The following is a 16,988-nucleotide window of genomic DNA, read 5'->3' on the forward strand; positions in this document are numbered from 1 at the left end:
TCATACGATGAGCGTATGTAAAAGCATTCGTTATAAAGTTGTGTTTTGATTATTGTATATTCAATATAATTAATTGGATACAAGAAAAAAGTCCAATTTAAAATGAAATAAAACCAACTGGCCTTTTTTTTGTTATTTTATCTTTACAAAGTGTCCAACCTTGCTTGTTCTTCGCAGTTTGGGAGACTAGCATACACCCTTAAACTATTCATTCATTAGGATTTCACGATTCAATGACAAGCCTTGCGCACCAAGCGACAGAGAATCGTTCTGTAGCAGAATTTACAGAACAAGCTTACCTAAACTATGCGATGTACGTGATTATGGATCGTGCATTGCCTCATATTAGTGACGGATTAAAACCTGTACAACGCCGTATCGTATATGCGATGAGCGAGCTTGGTCTAAAGCATAGTGGTAAACCCAAAAAATCAGCACGTACAGTTGGTGATGTTTTAGGTAAATATCATCCGCATGGTGATTCTGCTTGTTATGAAGCAATGGTCTTAATGGCACAGCCATTTAGTTATCGTTATCCATTTATTGAAGGGCAGGGCAACTGGGGGTCACCAGATGATCCAAAGTCGTTTGCTGCAATGCGATATACCGAGGCCAAACTATCACAATATAGTGAAGTCCTGCTCTCTGAGTTAGGTCAAGGAACTGTCGACTGGCAAGATAACTTTGATGGTTCATTAAAAGAGCCTGTAAATTTACCAGCACGCGTACCGAATATTCTTTTAAATGGTACGACGGGAATTGCGGTGGGAATGGCAACAGATATTCCACCACACAATTTACGGGAAGTTGTTAAGGGTACCATTGCACTGATTCGTAACCCGAATTTGTCTGATGAAAAAGTTGCTGAATATATTCCTGGTCCAGACTTACCGACTCAAGCAGAAATTATTACACCTGCTGATGAATTACTGAAATTACAAAGCACTGGGCGCGGCAGTTATCGCATGCGTGCGGTATATTCGGTTGAAAAAAATGAAATTGTCATCAGTGAATTACCATATCAGGTTTCTGGCTCTAAAATTATCAGTCAAATTGCTGATCAAATGCAGGCAAAAAAATTACCGTTGGTAAGTGATGTACGAGATGAATCAGATCATCAATGTCCAACACGTTTGGTAATTGTCTTGCGTTCAAATCGTATCGATGCAGATGCGGTCATGAGCCATTTATTTGCCACGACCGATCTTGAGTCGAGCTACCGCGTCAATATGAACATGATTGGTGCTGATGGTCGTCCACAAGTAAAATCAATCCGTCGTATTTTATTGGAATGGATTGAAATTCGTAAAACGACTGTGACGAGACGTTTGCAATACCATTTGAATAAAATTGAAAAACGTCTACATATTCTGGCGGGACTTTTAATTGCGTATTTAGATATTGATACGGTAATTCGCATTATTCGTGAGGAAGATCATCCGAAAGAAGTCTTAATGTCACATTTCGGTATTGATGAAATTCAAGCCGAAGCCATTCTAGAGCTTAAATTACGTCATTTGGCGCGTCTCGAAGAAATGGAAATTCGCCGTGAACAAGAAGAGCTTGAAGCTCGAGCAGCCGTGATTCGAGAGCAATTGGCGAATCCTGAATCTTTAAAAAATCTGATCATTTCAGAATTAAAAGAAGATGCGAAAAAGTTTGGTGATGATCGCCGATCTCCAATTGTTCAGCGTGAAGAAGCGACCGCGATTAGTGAACAAGATTTGATGCCAGCTGATCCTGTCACTGTCATTTTATCGGAAGCGGGTTGGATTCGTTGTGCGAAAGGACATGAGATCGATCTAGATAAAGTCAATTTCCGTGCAGGAGATCAATATTTAAGTCATGCACAAGGTAAATCCAATCAAAAAGTGTATGTATTAGATCAATCTGGTCGAAGTTACGCATTACCAATTACAGGATTACCTTCAGCGCGCGGCTTAGGTGAACCATTAAGCTCGAAATTATCGCCAGCAAATGGAGTAAATTTCCAACAAATTCTGATTGCTGAAGATGAGGTGGAAATATTAGCGATCAGCTCCAAAGGATATGGTTTTAAAACACAAGCGAAACAATTGGATACCAATGCTAAAGCGGGTAAAGCGTTTTTAACGCTTGCAGATGATGCAAGCGCAATGCCATTGCAACAAATTGATGGTACACATATCGCTGTACTCAGCAGTTCTGGACGATTATTACTGACAGAGCTGACAGAATTACCAATGCTCAATAAAGGAAAAGGTAATAAATTGATGCAGTTGGATGCAAAGGAACGCATTGTGTCTATGACAACACTTAACTTGGATGATGTGCTTCAGGTCGTTGCTGGACAACAACAATTGAAATTAAAAGGTGATGATCTGCTGAAATACATCGGTAAACGTGCTTCAAAAGGGCAGGTATTACCACGAGGTTATCAAAAAGCAAATAAACTCTTCATTCAAAGATAAAGCTAGCATCTAGTCGACAAAATACGTTATATATGAAATGTATTTATGGCTATGGATGCTTTATTGAGCAATAAATTAAATAAGATGCTCAATACATTATCGAAAATAAGAGTTTAAAACCAAGTATTACTAATTGGAGAATATGGCATTATGGAAAAGATTTGGTTCGCTGAATACCAAAAAACTGGAATTCCACAAACAGTAGAATTACCACCAGAAAATACCTCTCTTGTTGATATTTTTGAGAGAAACTTCCAGAAATTTGGTTCGCGTGATGCTTTTATCTTTATGGATAAAACATTAACGTTCAATGAACTTGATACGGCGAGCCGTCAATTTGCAGCCTATCTTCAAAGCCTTGGTTTAGCAAAAGGTTCTCGCGTAGCAGTCATGATGCCAAACGTACTGCAATATCCAGTGGTGGCACTTGGTGTATTCCGTGCGGGCTTAGTTCTTGTCAACGTGAACCCACTTTACACAGCTCGTGAACTTGAGCATCAACTGAATGACTCAGGCACTGAAGCGCTTGTGATTATTGAAAACTTCGCTTCTGTTTATCAATCAATTCTTGGTAAAACGCCAGTTAAGCATGTGATCGTGGCGACAGTAGGTGATATGTTAGGTACCTTAAAAGGTACACTCGTGAATTTTGTTTTACGTAAAGTGCGTAAGCAAATTCCAGCTTGGAGTATCCCAGGACATGTGAAATTCACGACTGCGATGTCTAAAGGCAGTTCTGCACATTATAAGCGTCCAGCAACAACGTTGAGCGACACTGCTGTATTGCAATATACAGGTGGTACAACAGGCGTATCAAAAGGTGCGGAATTAACACATCGCAACCTTGTGGCAAACTTAATGCAAGCAGATGGTATTTTCCAATCTAAATTTGGTGCTCAAGATGGTGCGAGCGACGATCGCATTTTCTGTGCATTACCGCTATATCATATCTTTGCATTCATGGTTTGTGCACTTTATGGTATGTACAAGGGTCAAGCAAACGTACTGATTCCTAACCCTCGTGATCTCCCTGCAGTCATTAAAGAGCTACGCAAATATCAGCCTGGTTTTTTCCCAGCAGTGAATACTTTATTCAACGCACTCGTTCATAATGAAGAATTCAAACAACTTGACCATAGCAAATTAAAAATGGCGATGGGTGGTGGTATGGCTGTATTGCCTTCAACTGCTGCAGCTTGGAAAAAAATCACAGGTACAAATATTATTGAAGGCTATGGTCTTTCTGAAACTTCACCTATTGCAACGGCAAACCCACCGGCATCTGAAGAGTTTAGCGGTACGATTGGTATCCCATTACCTTTAACGGATGTCGCTGTCTTGGATGACGATGGCAATGAAGTTCCACAAGGTGAGCAAGGTGAGATTTCAATCCGTGGTCCTCAAGTCATGAAAGGCTATTGGAACCGACCAGACGAAACAGCTAAGGTGATGACCGCAGATGGTTTCTTCCGTACTGGTGATATCGGTATCATGGATGCTCGTGGATACTTCAAGATTGTTGATCGTAAGAAAGATATGATCTTGGTATCAGGCTTTAACGTATACCCATCTGAAATCGAGGAAGTGATTGCAACACATCCTAAAGTACTCGAGGTTGCAGCGATTGGTGTGGCTGATGAAAAATCAGGTGAAGTGCCTAAGTTGTTTGTTGTGAAGAAAGATCCATCACTAACAACAGAAGAAGTATTAGCTTTTGCGAAAGAAAACTTAACAGGATATAAGCGTCCTCGTTATGTTGAATTCATGGATGAATTGCCAAAATCGAATGTCGGTAAAATCCTTCGTAAAGATTTACGCAAATAATTCAAATAAAAAAAGCGCCGTAAGGCGCTTTTTTTATTTTATTCTTTCATTAGCCAACGGTCGATATAAGGTCGCGCTGTTGCAATAATAAATGTGAATGTCAGCATTGTACCTAAATGACGTCCTACAGCAGAACTCGGTAACTGTCCTGAATAACTGAAGTAAATATCAACTAAGCTATATACTGAAATAATGCTCAGCCAGATCCATTTATTTGCTCGTTTAATACCTACCGCGATAAAGGCGATGCTGAGAACCAGCAATGTGCCGAGAGTCGATTGCCAATTCATATTGGCACAAATTACGCTGATCAAGAAAGCCATAATCGGAAGAACGATATAAAGCACACGATCGACACGTTTTTGATGTTGCTTTTGTAACTCGAGAACATCAAATAACTTTTTTTGGTCAGAATTGGTCATGCCATTACTCAGAATTTTAATAAACAAAATAATTTAACTAAAATTATCGCACAAACATCATGCTAAGATAAAACCAGCTTAAATCATTGGACTGAAATCCATGCACGGTATTGAAGGTGTTATTTACCTTATTTTAATTGCTTGTTTACTCCCTTATTTATTTACAGTCATTGCTAAAATTGCAGGTGGTTTCAAAGGGCAGGATAATCAAAATCCGCGTGAATTCATGTCTAAAACCACAGGCTTAGCGGCTCGAGCGAATGCTGCTCAGCAAAATAGCTTTGAAAGTTTGCCATTATTTATTGCGGCAGTTTTGATGGCTGAGTATATGGTTGTTCAACAACAATTGGTGATTCTATTAGGTTCGGCGTATATCGTCTTACGAATCATCTATGGGATTTGTTATTTATGTAATTGGGCGACCCTTAGATCAATTGTTTGGTTCTTATCAATGCTTTGTCCGATCTTATTGCTTTTATTAATTATTCGATTGCTCTAAGAAAAACAGACTAACACCATACCTAAAATACATCTTCAGCTTGTATAATCGAATGATGATTGCTGAATAAAGCGTTATAATCAACCCCATTTTAATGAACACTGACAGTAAAGAGTTTGCTATGAGCTACAGTAATATCCCTGCAGGTAAAGATGCACCAAACGATATCTATGTAATTATCGAAATCCCTGCAAATGCAGCACCAATTAAATATGAAATTGATAAAGATTCAGATGCACTTTTCGTAGATCGTTTCATGGGTACTGCAATGTTCTACCCAGCAAACTACGGTTATGTACCAAATACATTATCTCTTGATGGCGATCCATTAGACGTATTAGTTGTTACTCCACATCCTGTAGAACCAGGTTCGGTTATCCGTTGCCGTCCAGTGGGTAAATTAAATATGGAAGATGATGGTGGTGTTGATGCGAAACTTGTCGCTGTACCACACGATAAATTAACGCCAATCTATAAAGATGTTCAAGAATATACTGACCTTCCTCCTTTATTGATTAGTCAAATTGAACATTTCTTCCAACACTACAAAGACTTAGAGCCAGGTAAGTGGGTCAAGTTAAGTGGTTGGGAAGGTGCAGATGTTGCTAAACAAGAAGTGTTAAGCTCAATTGCTGCTTATGCAGAAGCAAACAAATAATTTGCCTGATGTATAAATAAAGCTACAAACTTTGATCTTGTAGCTTTTATAAAAAACCTGCACAAAGCGCAGGTTTTTTTATTGATCTTTTTAGTTGAAAATTAGAATAATTTCACTGGGATGTCTAACCAAATACGCCATTCGTTGGTGTCCCCAATTCCTTCACTTGTGAAATTAGGGTTATTAAATGAGTCACTGCCACGCAAGTATGAATGACGCAAACGTAAACTAGCATCTTTCAAAGCACCTGTTTGGATGGTATATTCAATTTGATTGAAGAATTCATGTTCCTCAGCTTGATCGATAATTTGAGTACGGTTATCTCGATCGGCTAAATCAATGTCCCAACCATACACAAAAGCAGTCGTCCAATTCAGACCAGCTAAACCATGATTTTTGAAATTGTAGTTATATTGAAGACCTATAGATTTCTCATCATTACTATTAAAGTCAGATAAATACGAGTTAGGAACCCAAATACTTTGTAAGCCATCTTTGTTATAAGCATAGTCATAGCCTGTGTTTCCAGCATTGTCTTGATAAGCTATCATGACATTGTGAACATCTTTACTGTAAGTAGCTGAGACACCCCAAATTGTATTTTGACGATCTTTTAGATCATTGGTTAAATGTGATCCAGTAGCTGCTTGAGCAGCCCATTTAGTATGATATCCCATAGCATCGAAAACTAGTGATGAATCATTTTTTAAAGGTTGGGTATAGCTTATATTCGCATAATGGCGGTCTAATTTATTTTTAACATCAACGCCATAATACGAAGTATTTAGTTGATCATTAAACTTATATTTAGCGCCCCAATAGACTGCACGATCTAATTCTTGTTCATCAGAACTAATCTCGTTAGACCACTGATTTTTTGTAAATTTTCCAGCATATAAACTTAAGTTTTCAATTTCGTTACTAACGATGGAGAGACCGGTGTAATATTCAGGAGTTAAACGTGCTGTATTACTTGCGATTACAGGAATTTCAGAAACTTGAGTGCCGTAAGTTGCAGTAGTGTTTGATACTCTAGCTTTTATAAATGCACCACCTCTAGCCCAGTGATCATATGCATCTTTAGTGCCATCTGAATTTAACTGATCTTTAACAGGAATCATTTGATTGCCTGTGTGACCATTTTTTCCTATTTTGAAAGAAGCATCACCAATAACACCAACACCGAAACCAACGATACCTTTCGTGAAACCAGACTCAATTTTAACCATGGCTGTTTGAGCTGCTGAGCTGGTATCTTCGACACCGTTCTTTTTATCACGATGCAAGAAACCTGTACGGAATAATACTGATCCTTCAGCATCTTCTACGAATCCCTTTGATTCACTTTGCTCACTCGCAAATGCAGTAGAAATTAAAGCAGTTTGAATAAGAACTGCTAAGCTTAGTTTTTGGAATTTTTGCATTGGGAGAGAGCCTCATACAAAATGATTATGGTTAATGTTTAGTATTTGTATACGTAATGTATAACAAAATTGGCTCTATTATTCACAATTTCGCACCTAAAGTCATAAGCAAAAAGTATATAAATTAAACTAAGTTGTGAATTATTAAAGATTAAAATTATTATAAAATTAAATTTAACTATTAATAACATATATTTATTTTTAACCTGATATTCTTTTTTTTATTTAATTTAGTCAATCTGGCACGTTTTTTTTTGTAACATCAGAAGTAAATAAGGATGAATAAAGGATTTTAAATAAGAATGATATTTATTCAGTTCATTTTCATTTAATTTTAATGTGGTTCAGACATCATTGGCTTTTCATGCCGCACTAAATTGATACTCCAATTTTAAATTTGTTTAAAAAATAGCCTTAAAATGATGCATCTTGTAAATGAATGTGTAATCTAAAAAGATATGCCTTTAACTCAAGTGGATCGTCAAAAAAAATTGCTTTGAATATTTTTAAAATAAGAAATTTAAATAAATATAATAATAAAATCATTAATTTAAATTATTTTATCTCGTTGTTTATATTCCTTTTTTATCTAAACACCTTTAACTTTGGCATAGCTATTGCTAATTCACATATGAGTTCAACGAATAAACCGAAAAAGCATCTAACCATGATGTGGGGGAACATAAATATGAAATTAGCAATTCAAGCATTGGGTCTAGCAGTTGTAGCATCTGCATCAACATTTAGTTTTGCTGAGGTACCAACTTCACCGCATTCTGTATCAGGTAATATCAGTGTTTTATCAAGTTATATATTGCGTGGTAATACGGCAGCTCCTGAAAATACTGAAGCTACATTACAAGGTGGATTAGACTATAGCCATAGTTCTGGATTGTACGCAGGGTGGTGGACATCTACGTTAGGTACAGATGCTTACGGTACTACCAATCCAATGGAAAATAATTTTTATGTGGGTTACAACGGTTCAATCAATGAAAACACTGGTTTTACTGTAGGTACAACTTATTACTATTATTATGACGTTGAAACGTCAGTTTATGATGGCTTTGAATTATTACTTGGTCTGAATTACAAAGATGTTGGAGTAACTGCTCAAACTTTGTTGGAAGATACAGGTTGGGGGAACGCTGGAGACACATATTTAAAAGCTACATATAGTTATCCTCTACCAAACGATTTTAGCTTGGACACAGCTTTGGGTTTATATGTTTATGAAAAAGACGGTAAGTATGTTGCAGAAACACCAGAGTCAGAAAGTTTTAATTTCCGTCACTTTGATATTGGTCTAAGTAAAGCTTTAGGGGAAACAGGTGTCACAGCAAGCATGAATTATATTATTGGTGGTGATGATCGTTATGGAAACAATTTTAAGAATAAAATGGTATTAGCATTGGGTTATAGCTTCTAAACTCAACTCAAATAAAAAAAGCGACTCAACTGAGTCGCTTTTTTTATTCCTGTTTACGATAAGAGAGTGCTTCGGTTAAGTGAGCTGTTTGTATATGTTCAGAACTCGCTAAGTCAGCAATTGTACGAGCGACACGTAAGATTCGGTGGTAAGAACGTGCTGATAAATTCAAACGTTGCTGAGCCATAGCGATAATCTTTTTTGATGAATCATTTAGTTGAGCTACTTGATCAAGCTGTTGAGAGCTTAGATTTTGATTTGTCATACCTTGTCGTTGAATTTGCAGCTCATAGGCCTGAATCACACGTTTTCTGACGGTTTCAGAATTCTCCATCGGTGTAGTGCTTTGCATGTCTTGGGGAGGTAAAGGTGGCACATCAATATGTAAGTCAATCCGATCTAGTAGAGGGCCAGAAATTCGATTTTGATAGCGTTTAATTGATTCAGGTGAACATTGACAACGACTATCTTGATTGAAGGCGTATCCACATGGACATGGATTCATTGCAGCCACAAATTGAAAATTAGCTGGAAAAGTAATTTGTCTTGATGCTCTTGAAATTACGATTTCTTTCGACTCAAGAGGCTGTCTCAATACTTCTAAGACTTTTCGGTCAAACTCAGGTAATTCATCGAGAAAAAGTACACCTAAATGGGCTAAGGTGATCTCACCTGGTCGAGGGTGTGAGCCACCACCAACCAACGCCACAGCGGATGCCGTATGATGTGGTGCTCTAAAGGGACGATGACCAAATTGATAAGGTGTATTTGCAATGGAGTAAATACTTGCAACCTCTAAGTGTTCTTGATTGGTTAATGGTGGCAAGATGCCAGACAATCTTGAGGCAAGCAGTGTTTTACCAGTGCCTGGCGGGCCTTTAAATAAAATCGAATGTCCACCCGCTGCTGCAATTTCTAAGGCGCGTCTTGGACGTAATTGACCTTTGACATCAGCGAGATCAAATCGATTTATTTGAGGTTGGATCGTTTTATTCGCTAATATGGGTTGAATTGGACGCGATTGATCAAAGTGTTGGCAAACATCTTTTAATGACTTGGCTGTATACACCTTAAAATTGGGAAGAAGTGCTGCATCATCCAAATTACTCACAGGAATCATTAACTCATGACCTGCGGTTTGACATGCCATTGCGATAGTCAAAGTTCCAGTTACAGGTCTTAACAGACCATCGAGTGCCAATTCACCTATAAATTCAAAACGGTCAATATTTTGATCATGTAGTTGCCCTGAAGCGATTAAAATCCCCAAAGCAATAGGTAAATCAAGCCTTGAACTATCTTTGGGTAAATCAGCAGGGGCTAGATTGATCGTCAGCCGTTTGGTTGGAAATTGAAAACCGCTATTAATGATTGCAGAACGGACACGATCCTTACTTTCTCGAACAGCAGCTTCTGGAAGACCTACAATGGTGAGTGAAGGTAATCCTTGGCTGACATGAACCTCGACTTCAATCAGTGGTGCATGTAAACCAAGAAGACCTCGGTTATAAATTTTTGCAAATGACATAAAACTGAACCGTTATTATATTATTTTTAGAATTGCTTTATTTTTAATCACTGACTTTGTATTTAAGCACTGTATTGGTGCAATGTTGCTTATTTTTGATCGGAAATTAAGCTTTCTAATGATTTTAATTGCGTTTGAAGTTCTGTTAAACGGGAATTGGCATTGTTTAGTGCAGTTTTCTGACGCTCGATTTCTTCTTTAGAAACCAGATCCATTTTACTAATCGCTTCGTTTAACAACGCTCTCACATTTTTTTCTAAATCTTTTTTGGGTTGGTCAACCTGTTCTAAGATTGCCTGTAATAAAGTTTCAATCATAGTTCGTCCGAATAATAAGTGGTCAACATTGAAGTTTAACATCGGTTTTGGATTGACCCTAATGTTAACTACATTTCATAGGTTAAACCAATAAGAACATAAAAAAAATCCATCAAAATTCCCAATATTTTTAGAACATAAGACCGTGTAGGCGTATAAAATAGGTTATAAATAAGTTCATGCTGGCTGATTAATATCCCCAACCATTATGAAGTTTGGCATGAAATTTGAACATAAAACCTTACTGGTGAAAAAAGCCGAAGGAAAACAACATGAAACTCGTAACAGCAATTGTAAAACCATTCAAATTAGATGACGTGCGTGAAGCACTCTCTGAAATTGGCGTTCAAGGGATCACCGTAACTGAAGTAAAAGGTTTTGGTCGTCAAAAAGGTCATACTGAACTTTATCGTGGTGCTGAATATGTGGTTGATTTTTTACCTAAAGTAAAAATTGAAATCGCAATCAGTGACGAAATGGTTGATTCAGTGATTGAATCAATTACACGTGTAGCTAGTACTGGCAAAATTGGTGACGGAAAAATTTTCGTGACAAATCTAGAACAAGTTATCCGTATCCGTACTGGTGAGACTGGTGCTGACGCAGTTTAATTTGGCATGAAGTTTGCTGAGTAGCGAATAACTCAAAAAACTAGGTTGGGGGATACGAATGAAAAAAATGCTAATGGCGCTGAGCTTGTCTGGCGCACTCTTAGGTGGTTCTGTCGCATGGGCTGAAGAAGCAGTGTCAGAACCGACCTCTCCTGAAGTAGCAGTTGTTGAAACTGAGGCTTCATCTACAGATTCTAATTTGGTTGAAACATTACCAGCAGCTCCAGAAGAGGCTCCTGTTGAAGAAGCGACAGTCCTTGATACGGGTGACACTGCATGGATTTTAGTTTCAACTGCACTCGTTTTACTCATGACCATTCCTGGTTTAGCGCTGTTCTACGGCGGTATGGTACGTAAAAAAAATGTCTTAAGTACCATGGCACACAGCTTTGTCGCTGCTGCGGTGGTCAGTATCGCTTGGGTGGTGGTTGGTTACACACTTGCTTTTGGTGAAGGTAATGCCTTTATTGGAAGTCTAGATAAATTTATGTTGTCTGGTATCACTACAGAAGCATTGAGTGGAACAATTCCAGAAATTTTATTTGTCATCTTCCAGATGACATTTGCAATCATTACCGTTGCCATTATCAGTGGTTCTATTGCTGAGCGTATGAAATTCAGTGCTTTTGTTGCGTTTATCGCAATTTGGGTGGTGGTTGTCTATGCTCCTATTACACATTGGGTATGGGGTGGTGGTTGGTTAGGTAACGATGGTGCACTTGATTTTGCTGGTGGTACTGTTGTTCATATTAACTCTGGTGTTGCTGGTTTAGTTGCGGCGTATATGCTTGGTAAGCGTATGGGGCTAGGCAAAGAATCAATGGCACCACATAACCTTACATTGACTGTCATTGGTGCGAGTTTAATTTGGGTCGGCTGGTTTGGCTTCAATGGTGGTTCTGCATTAGGTGCAAATGGTTCAGCAGGTTATGCATTGGTGGTAACTCAAGTTGCTGCTGCCGCTGCTGCCATCTCATGGTTAATCACTGAAAAAGTGGTTCGTGGCAAAGCTTCTGTGTTGGGTGCCGCATCAGGTGCGGTAGCTGGCCTGGTTGTGATTACGCCAGCTGCTGGATTCGTGACAGTAGGTGGTGCTTTAGCGATGGGCTTAATTGGTGGTGTCGTATGCTTCTGGGGTATTACAGCATTAAAACGTGCATTGAAAGCGGATGACTCATTAGATGCCTTTGGACTTCACGGTGTTGGTGGTATCGTTGGCGCAATTCTAACCGCACTCTTTGCAAGTGAGTTCATCATGGGCGATGCAGCACCTACAAACGTATTAAGCCAATTATGGGTACAAGTTGAAGGTGTTCTTGCAACAATCGCTTATTCAGCAATCCTGACATTCATCATCTTGAAAGGCATTGATTTAATCATCGGTATTCGTGTTGAGTCAGACGATGAGCGTATGGGTCTGGATTTAAGTCAACATGGTGAGCGTGTTGAATAACGATTAAACACTACAATCAATATATAGTGTGAAACAGCCCTTTGGGGCTGTTTTTTTTCTATATATTGATGAAAGCTCAACATGAGCAGAATTTTTTGATACACTTGGTGCAAATAGAATTTGTTCAATTAAACTGCTATGCATTGTCCATTTTGCAACGCCGCTGATAGTAAGGTGATTGATTCACGTTTAGCTGCTGAAGGCTGCCAAATTCGCCGTCGTCGTGAATGTATTAGTTGTAATGAGCGTTTTACTACTTTTGAAAGTTTTGAAGTGGTGATGCCTCGTGTCACCAAGTCCGATGGTAAAAACGAACCTTATGATGAAGCGAAACTTCGTCGTTCACTCATGCATGCTTTACAAAAACGTCCTGTGACACAAGAACAAATTGAAACGGTGGTCAGTGATATTCAACTTCAAATTCGTCGACTAGGTGAACGTGATGTGCGTTCGCGTACTATAGGCGAAATTGTAATGAAGGCTTTATTTGCACTCGATCATGTCGCATACGTACGTTTTGCATCTGTATATCAAGATTTCCAAGATGTAGAAGCGTTCCGCCGTCAAATCGAACAAATGCAACACCGAGATCAAGAACATTAATCTCGCCCCAAATTCAACTTCAAGGTTATGAATGTCTGAGTTCTCGCAACAAAAGATCGATCAAGATCAAATGTGGATGCGTCGTGCAATAGTATTGGCGAAGCAAGGTCAATATTCGACAAAACCAAATCCTAATGTAGGTTGTGTCATTGTCAAAGACGGACAGATTATTGGTGAAGGCTTTCACCCCCAAGCTGGGCAACCACATGCCGAAGTGTTTGCACTTCGTCAAGCAGGGGAGCAAGCACAGGGTGCAACCGCGTATGTCACATTAGAACCTTGTGCGCATTATGGTCGTACTCCTCCTTGTGCTAAAGGTTTGGTCGAAGCGGGCATTGCAAAAGTGATAGTGGCTTGTTCAGACCCTAATCCATTGGTTGCTGGTAAAGGTGTGGCTATCCTACAACAAGCAGGTATAGACGTTGAAGTCGGGATCTGTGAGTTGGAAGCGCGTCCTTTGAACTTAGGCTTCTTTAAAGCTATGTCTAAGGGATTACCTTATGTACGTTTAAAGGTCGCATCGAGTCTCGATGGTCGTACAGCAATGGCTTCAGGGGAGTCGAAGTGGATTACAGGTGAATTGGCACGTCAGGATGTTCAACATTGGCGTGCAATTTCTGGTGCAGTGATCACGGGTATTGAAACAGTGTTGGCTGATGATTGTCAGTTGAATGTCCGAACTTTACCGAATATTCAATTAGAACGAGTTGTGCAGCCTAAACGTGTGATTTTAGATCGTCAAGGTCGCTTACCTTTAGATGCTAAAGTGTTAGAGAATCCTGATACTGTCATGGTCATGGGGCCATTTCGAGCAGAGCTTGCACAACTTGGCGTGATTCAACTCGAAGTTCAGTCCTTAGCTGAATTGCTAAAAGTCTTAAAAGATTTTCAAATCTATGATGTGATGGTGGAAGCTGGTGCAACCCTATCTACTGCATTTTTGCAGGAAAATTTGGTAGACGAATTGATTAGTTATATTGCGCCTACACTATTAGGTCAATCGGCTCGTCCAATGTTTAATGCTGAATTTAATCTAATGACAGAACAACTCCGTTTTAAACTTCAAGATGTAACTCAGTTAGGTGATGACATCCGTTTAAAATTAATCCCTGATCAAGAGTCGCTATGAGTACAGAGTCAACGGTTTATCATAAACGTCGCCATGCAGCACGTACGACAGATGAGTATTTGTTTAATCAACTTGTGCCTTATTTAGGCAACAAGCGTCGTTTATTACATTTGATTCTTGAGGCATTAGAAAGCACTGGAACTTTGAATATGAGTTCAGGTCGAGCGCCTATCTTTGCGGACTTCTTTGCTGGGAGCGGTGTGGTTTCTCGTTTGGCTCGTCAAAATGGCTACAGAGTGATAGCGAACGATTGGGAGCCTTACAGCCACGCACTTAATCATGCCATATTGTCATGTACTGAAGCTCCTGCTTTTAAAGAATTAGGCGGATATCAGAAAGCAATTGATTATCTTAATCGCTTGCCTGAGGTCAAAGGATGGGTGACACACAATCTCTGCCCTCGTAATGATGAAATCTATGATCCTTCAAGAGACCGTTTATTCTTCAAACGTCGAAATGGCATGCGCATTGATGCAATTCGCCAACAAATTGCAACTTGGCAAGCTCAAGGTGCAATTGATGATGTCGAAATGAGCGCTTTACTTGCACCTTTATTGTATTCAGCAAGTTTTGTGAGTAATACTTCAGGCGTATTTAAGAGTTTCCATCACGGCTGGGGCGGTAAAACTCAGACGGCTTTAGAGCGAATTGAATCATTACTATGGCTGACCCCAAGTCGTTTTTGTGAAAATTCCAATCTGACAGGCCCAGCAGCTGAAATGTGGTGTGTGGATGCTCAACATTTAGCAAACCAAATGAGCGGTTTCGAAGTCGATGTGGCATATTTGGATCCACCCTATAATCAGCATGCGTATAGTAGCAACTATCATGTATTGAATGCTTTGACTTTATGGGATCAGGTGGATTTACCAAGTCCAGATACTAAGGGTTTCAAGAGCGGAATCGACCGTGCTTGGCGTAAAGAACGACCAAGCCCATACAATTCTTCTAAACATGCCAAAGAAGCGTATGAAAAGCTTTTGCAAACCATTAATGCACGCTATATTTTGACCAGCTATTCAACAGATGGAAATATTGAGGCTGGTGATTTACTTAAAGCGAATTTAGAGCGTGGACGAGTCACCATTTTGACTCAAGATGTTCCAAGATATCGTGTGAGTAAGCAGCGTCAGTCTGAGCGTGCGCGCGTTCTTGAGTTTATCGTGATTACAGACACGCACGCAAAATCAGGACCGCCAATTCGACAGTTACTTGGTCAGTTACACCACTATGCTGAATTGGGTGGTGTTGACACTACAGGCGTCGCTGAACAATTGGATTTATGGTAAAAATAGAACAAATTTAAGAGTACCCATTATGTTTACAGGCATTGTTGAAAGTTTAGGAAAAGTCGAAAGTTTACAAAATGTAGGTGGTGATATCCGCTTGCGTATACAGACTGATCTTGATATGTCTGATGTTCACTTGGGTGATTCTATTGCGACCAATGGCATCTGCTTAACTGTTATTGCATGGGGCAATCAATGGTACGAAGCAGATGTGTCACTTGAAAGTATTCATCGTACAACTTTATCGAGTTGGAAGGTTGGGCAAACCGTCAATGTAGAAAAAGCGATGTTACCAACAACTCGCTTTGGTGGTCATATTGTTAGTGGACATGTAGATGTTGTTGGTGAAATTACGGTGCAACGTCAAGATGCACGTTCACTCTATTTTGAGGTAAAGGCCCCGCCTGAAATTGCAAAATATTTAGCGGAGAAAGGTTCCATCACAGTTGATGGAATTAGTCTTACAATCAATCATCTACGTGGCAATGTGTTGAGTTTAAATCTTATTCCTCATACTGCAGAGCGGACCAATATTAGTACGTGGAAAGTCGGGACTAAAGTAAACTTAGAAGTCGATGTACTTGCACGATATATTGAACGTTTATTGCTTGGGGATAAGGCTGCTGAGCATAAACCTGAGTCTAAATTAAGCATGGAATTTTTAGCACAGAATGGTTTTTTACGTTAAAAAATGATTAAAATAGAAAACAGCCTAAATTTTTAGGCTGTTTTTTTGTTTAAATAAATTAGGTATACAATCTATCTAAAGGAGAAAGCAACATGCTCAGAGAACTTCAGAATGATTGATTTTTTACTGCATTTAGAGCAGCTTTTACCTAGTTTATTAGAGCAATATGGCGTATGGATTTACGCAATTTTATTTTTAGTGATATTTGCGGAAAATGGTTCCGTTTTCATGTTTTTTTTACCTGGGGACAGTTTGCTCATTGCCATCGGTGCTTTATGTTCGACCACTGAGTTGATTCATTTGCACTATATGGGATTGTTATTATTTATCGCCTCCGTCCTTGGTTATATTCTCAATTTCTATACAGGGCGATGGCTTGGTATTAAATATTTTAGCGAGCACTCACGTTGGTTAAAACCTGAGTATATTGCCAAAACCAATGCTTATTTCGAAAAACATGGTGGTAAGACCATTTTAATGGCGCGCTTTATCCCTTTTGTACGTTCTTTTGCTCCATTCGCTGCTGGCTCTGGATATATGAGCTATAGCAGTTTCATGTTTTACAATATTATTGGTGCTTGGATTTGGATCGCACTTTTACTAGGTATGGGGTATGGCATGGGAAATATATTCTCAGCCGTTTTAGATTTTTTTGCTTAAATTG

General features: G+C 39.1%; 16 protein-coding genes. 12 read left to right on the forward strand and 4 right to left on the reverse strand.

From position 1 onward, the window contains the following. The first annotated feature begins 233 nt into the window (after positions 1–233). Both parC and AC1M9D_RS07910 read left to right on the forward strand, forming a co-directional pair. Complete coding sequence (parC, locus tag AC1M9D_RS07905; RefSeq protein ID WP_180028852.1) at positions 234–2,450, forward strand: DNA topoisomerase IV subunit A; 2,217 nt, start codon at positions 234–236, stop codon at positions 2,448–2,450. Between the two features lie 150 nt (positions 2,451–2,600). Beyond that, a complete protein-coding gene (locus AC1M9D_RS07910) occupies positions 2,601–4,274 on the forward strand; it encodes a long-chain-fatty-acid--CoA ligase (RefSeq protein WP_035268112.1) in 1,674 nt (557 codons plus the stop codon). Between the two features lie 38 nt (positions 4,275–4,312). Here the strand turns inward: AC1M9D_RS07910 and AC1M9D_RS07915 are convergent, their stop codons facing one another. Then, positions 4,313–4,696: a hypothetical protein gene (locus AC1M9D_RS07915; RefSeq protein WP_481611898.1), complete on the reverse strand. Its 384-nt coding sequence runs from the start codon at positions 4,694–4,696 to the stop codon at positions 4,313–4,315. A 100-nt stretch (positions 4,697–4,796) separates the two neighbouring features. On the opposite strand from AC1M9D_RS07915, the gene AC1M9D_RS07920 reads away from it, so the two are divergent. Continuing rightward, a complete protein-coding gene (locus AC1M9D_RS07920; RefSeq protein ID WP_035268067.1) occupies positions 4,797–5,195 on the forward strand; it encodes an MAPEG family protein in 399 nt (132 codons plus the stop codon). 121 nt (positions 5,196–5,316) lie between these two features. Continuing rightward, positions 5,317–5,853 carry an inorganic diphosphatase gene (ppa, locus tag AC1M9D_RS07925; protein ID WP_005233448.1) on the forward strand — a complete coding sequence of 179 codons (537 nt, stop codon included), beginning with the start codon at positions 5,317–5,319 and terminating at the stop codon, positions 5,851–5,853. 101 nt (positions 5,854–5,954) lie between these two features. Here ppa and AC1M9D_RS07930 read toward each other — a convergent pair whose 3' ends face one another. Then, positions 5,955–7,277 (reverse strand): OprD family outer membrane porin, encoded by a 1,323-nt coding sequence (locus AC1M9D_RS07930; protein WP_481611899.1) that lies wholly within the window; start codon positions 7,275–7,277, stop codon positions 5,955–5,957. Positions 7,278–7,965: 688 nt separating this feature from the next. On the opposite strand from AC1M9D_RS07930, the gene AC1M9D_RS07935 reads away from it, so the two are divergent. Next, complete coding sequence (locus AC1M9D_RS07935; protein ID WP_481611900.1) at positions 7,966–8,706, forward strand: TorF family putative porin; 741 nt, start codon at positions 7,966–7,968, stop codon at positions 8,704–8,706. Between the two features lie 43 nt (positions 8,707–8,749). Here the strand turns inward: AC1M9D_RS07935 and AC1M9D_RS07940 are convergent, their stop codons facing one another. Beyond that, complete coding sequence (locus AC1M9D_RS07940; RefSeq protein WP_481611901.1) at positions 8,750–10,234, reverse strand: YifB family Mg chelatase-like AAA ATPase; 1,485 nt, start codon at positions 10,232–10,234, stop codon at positions 8,750–8,752. An 89-nt stretch (positions 10,235–10,323) separates the two neighbouring features. Continuing rightward, positions 10,324–10,551, reverse strand: coding sequence for an accessory factor UbiK family protein (locus AC1M9D_RS07945; RefSeq protein WP_035264082.1), 228 nt, complete (start codon positions 10,549–10,551; stop codon positions 10,324–10,326). A gap of 272 nt (positions 10,552–10,823) precedes the next feature. On the opposite strand from AC1M9D_RS07945, the gene glnK reads away from it, so the two are divergent. The 7 genes from glnK (at position 10,824) to AC1M9D_RS07980 (ending at position 16,984) form a co-directional block, all read left to right on the forward strand. After that, the gene (glnK, locus tag AC1M9D_RS07950; RefSeq protein WP_004650081.1) at positions 10,824–11,162 is read left to right on the forward strand and encodes a P-II family nitrogen regulator; all 339 of its coding nucleotides are present in this window, start codon (positions 10,824–10,826) and stop codon (positions 11,160–11,162) included. 58 nt (positions 11,163–11,220) lie between these two features. Continuing rightward, on the forward strand, positions 11,221–12,615 hold the full coding sequence (locus AC1M9D_RS07955; protein ID WP_481611902.1) for an ammonium transporter: 1,395 nt from the start codon (positions 11,221–11,223) through the stop codon (positions 12,613–12,615). 138 nt (positions 12,616–12,753) lie between these two features. Then, positions 12,754–13,218: a transcriptional regulator NrdR gene (nrdR, locus tag AC1M9D_RS07960; RefSeq protein WP_035263879.1), complete on the forward strand. Its 465-nt coding sequence runs from the start codon at positions 12,754–12,756 to the stop codon at positions 13,216–13,218. A 31-nt stretch (positions 13,219–13,249) separates the two neighbouring features. Further along, positions 13,250–14,347 carry a bifunctional diaminohydroxyphosphoribosylaminopyrimidine deaminase/5-amino-6-(5-phosphoribosylamino)uracil reductase RibD gene (ribD, locus tag AC1M9D_RS07965; protein WP_092767357.1) on the forward strand — a complete coding sequence of 366 codons (1,098 nt, stop codon included), beginning with the start codon at positions 13,250–13,252 and terminating at the stop codon, positions 14,345–14,347. After that, the gene (locus AC1M9D_RS07970) at positions 14,344–15,636 is read left to right on the forward strand and encodes a DNA adenine methylase (protein ID WP_481611903.1); all 1,293 of its coding nucleotides are present in this window, start codon (positions 14,344–14,346) and stop codon (positions 15,634–15,636) included. The genes ribD and AC1M9D_RS07970 overlap by 4 nt, the downstream gene beginning before the upstream one ends. Before the next feature lie 28 nt (positions 15,637–15,664). After that, positions 15,665–16,324 carry a riboflavin synthase gene (locus AC1M9D_RS07975; protein ID WP_481611904.1) on the forward strand — a complete coding sequence of 220 codons (660 nt, stop codon included), beginning with the start codon at positions 15,665–15,667 and terminating at the stop codon, positions 16,322–16,324. A gap of 111 nt (positions 16,325–16,435) precedes the next feature. After that, a complete protein-coding gene (locus tag AC1M9D_RS07980; protein ID WP_481593222.1) occupies positions 16,436–16,984 on the forward strand; it encodes a VTT domain-containing protein in 549 nt (182 codons plus the stop codon). Positions 16,985–16,988: the final 4 nt, after the last annotated feature.

It is taken from the genome of Acinetobacter sp. ANC_7682, assembly GCF_056779795.1.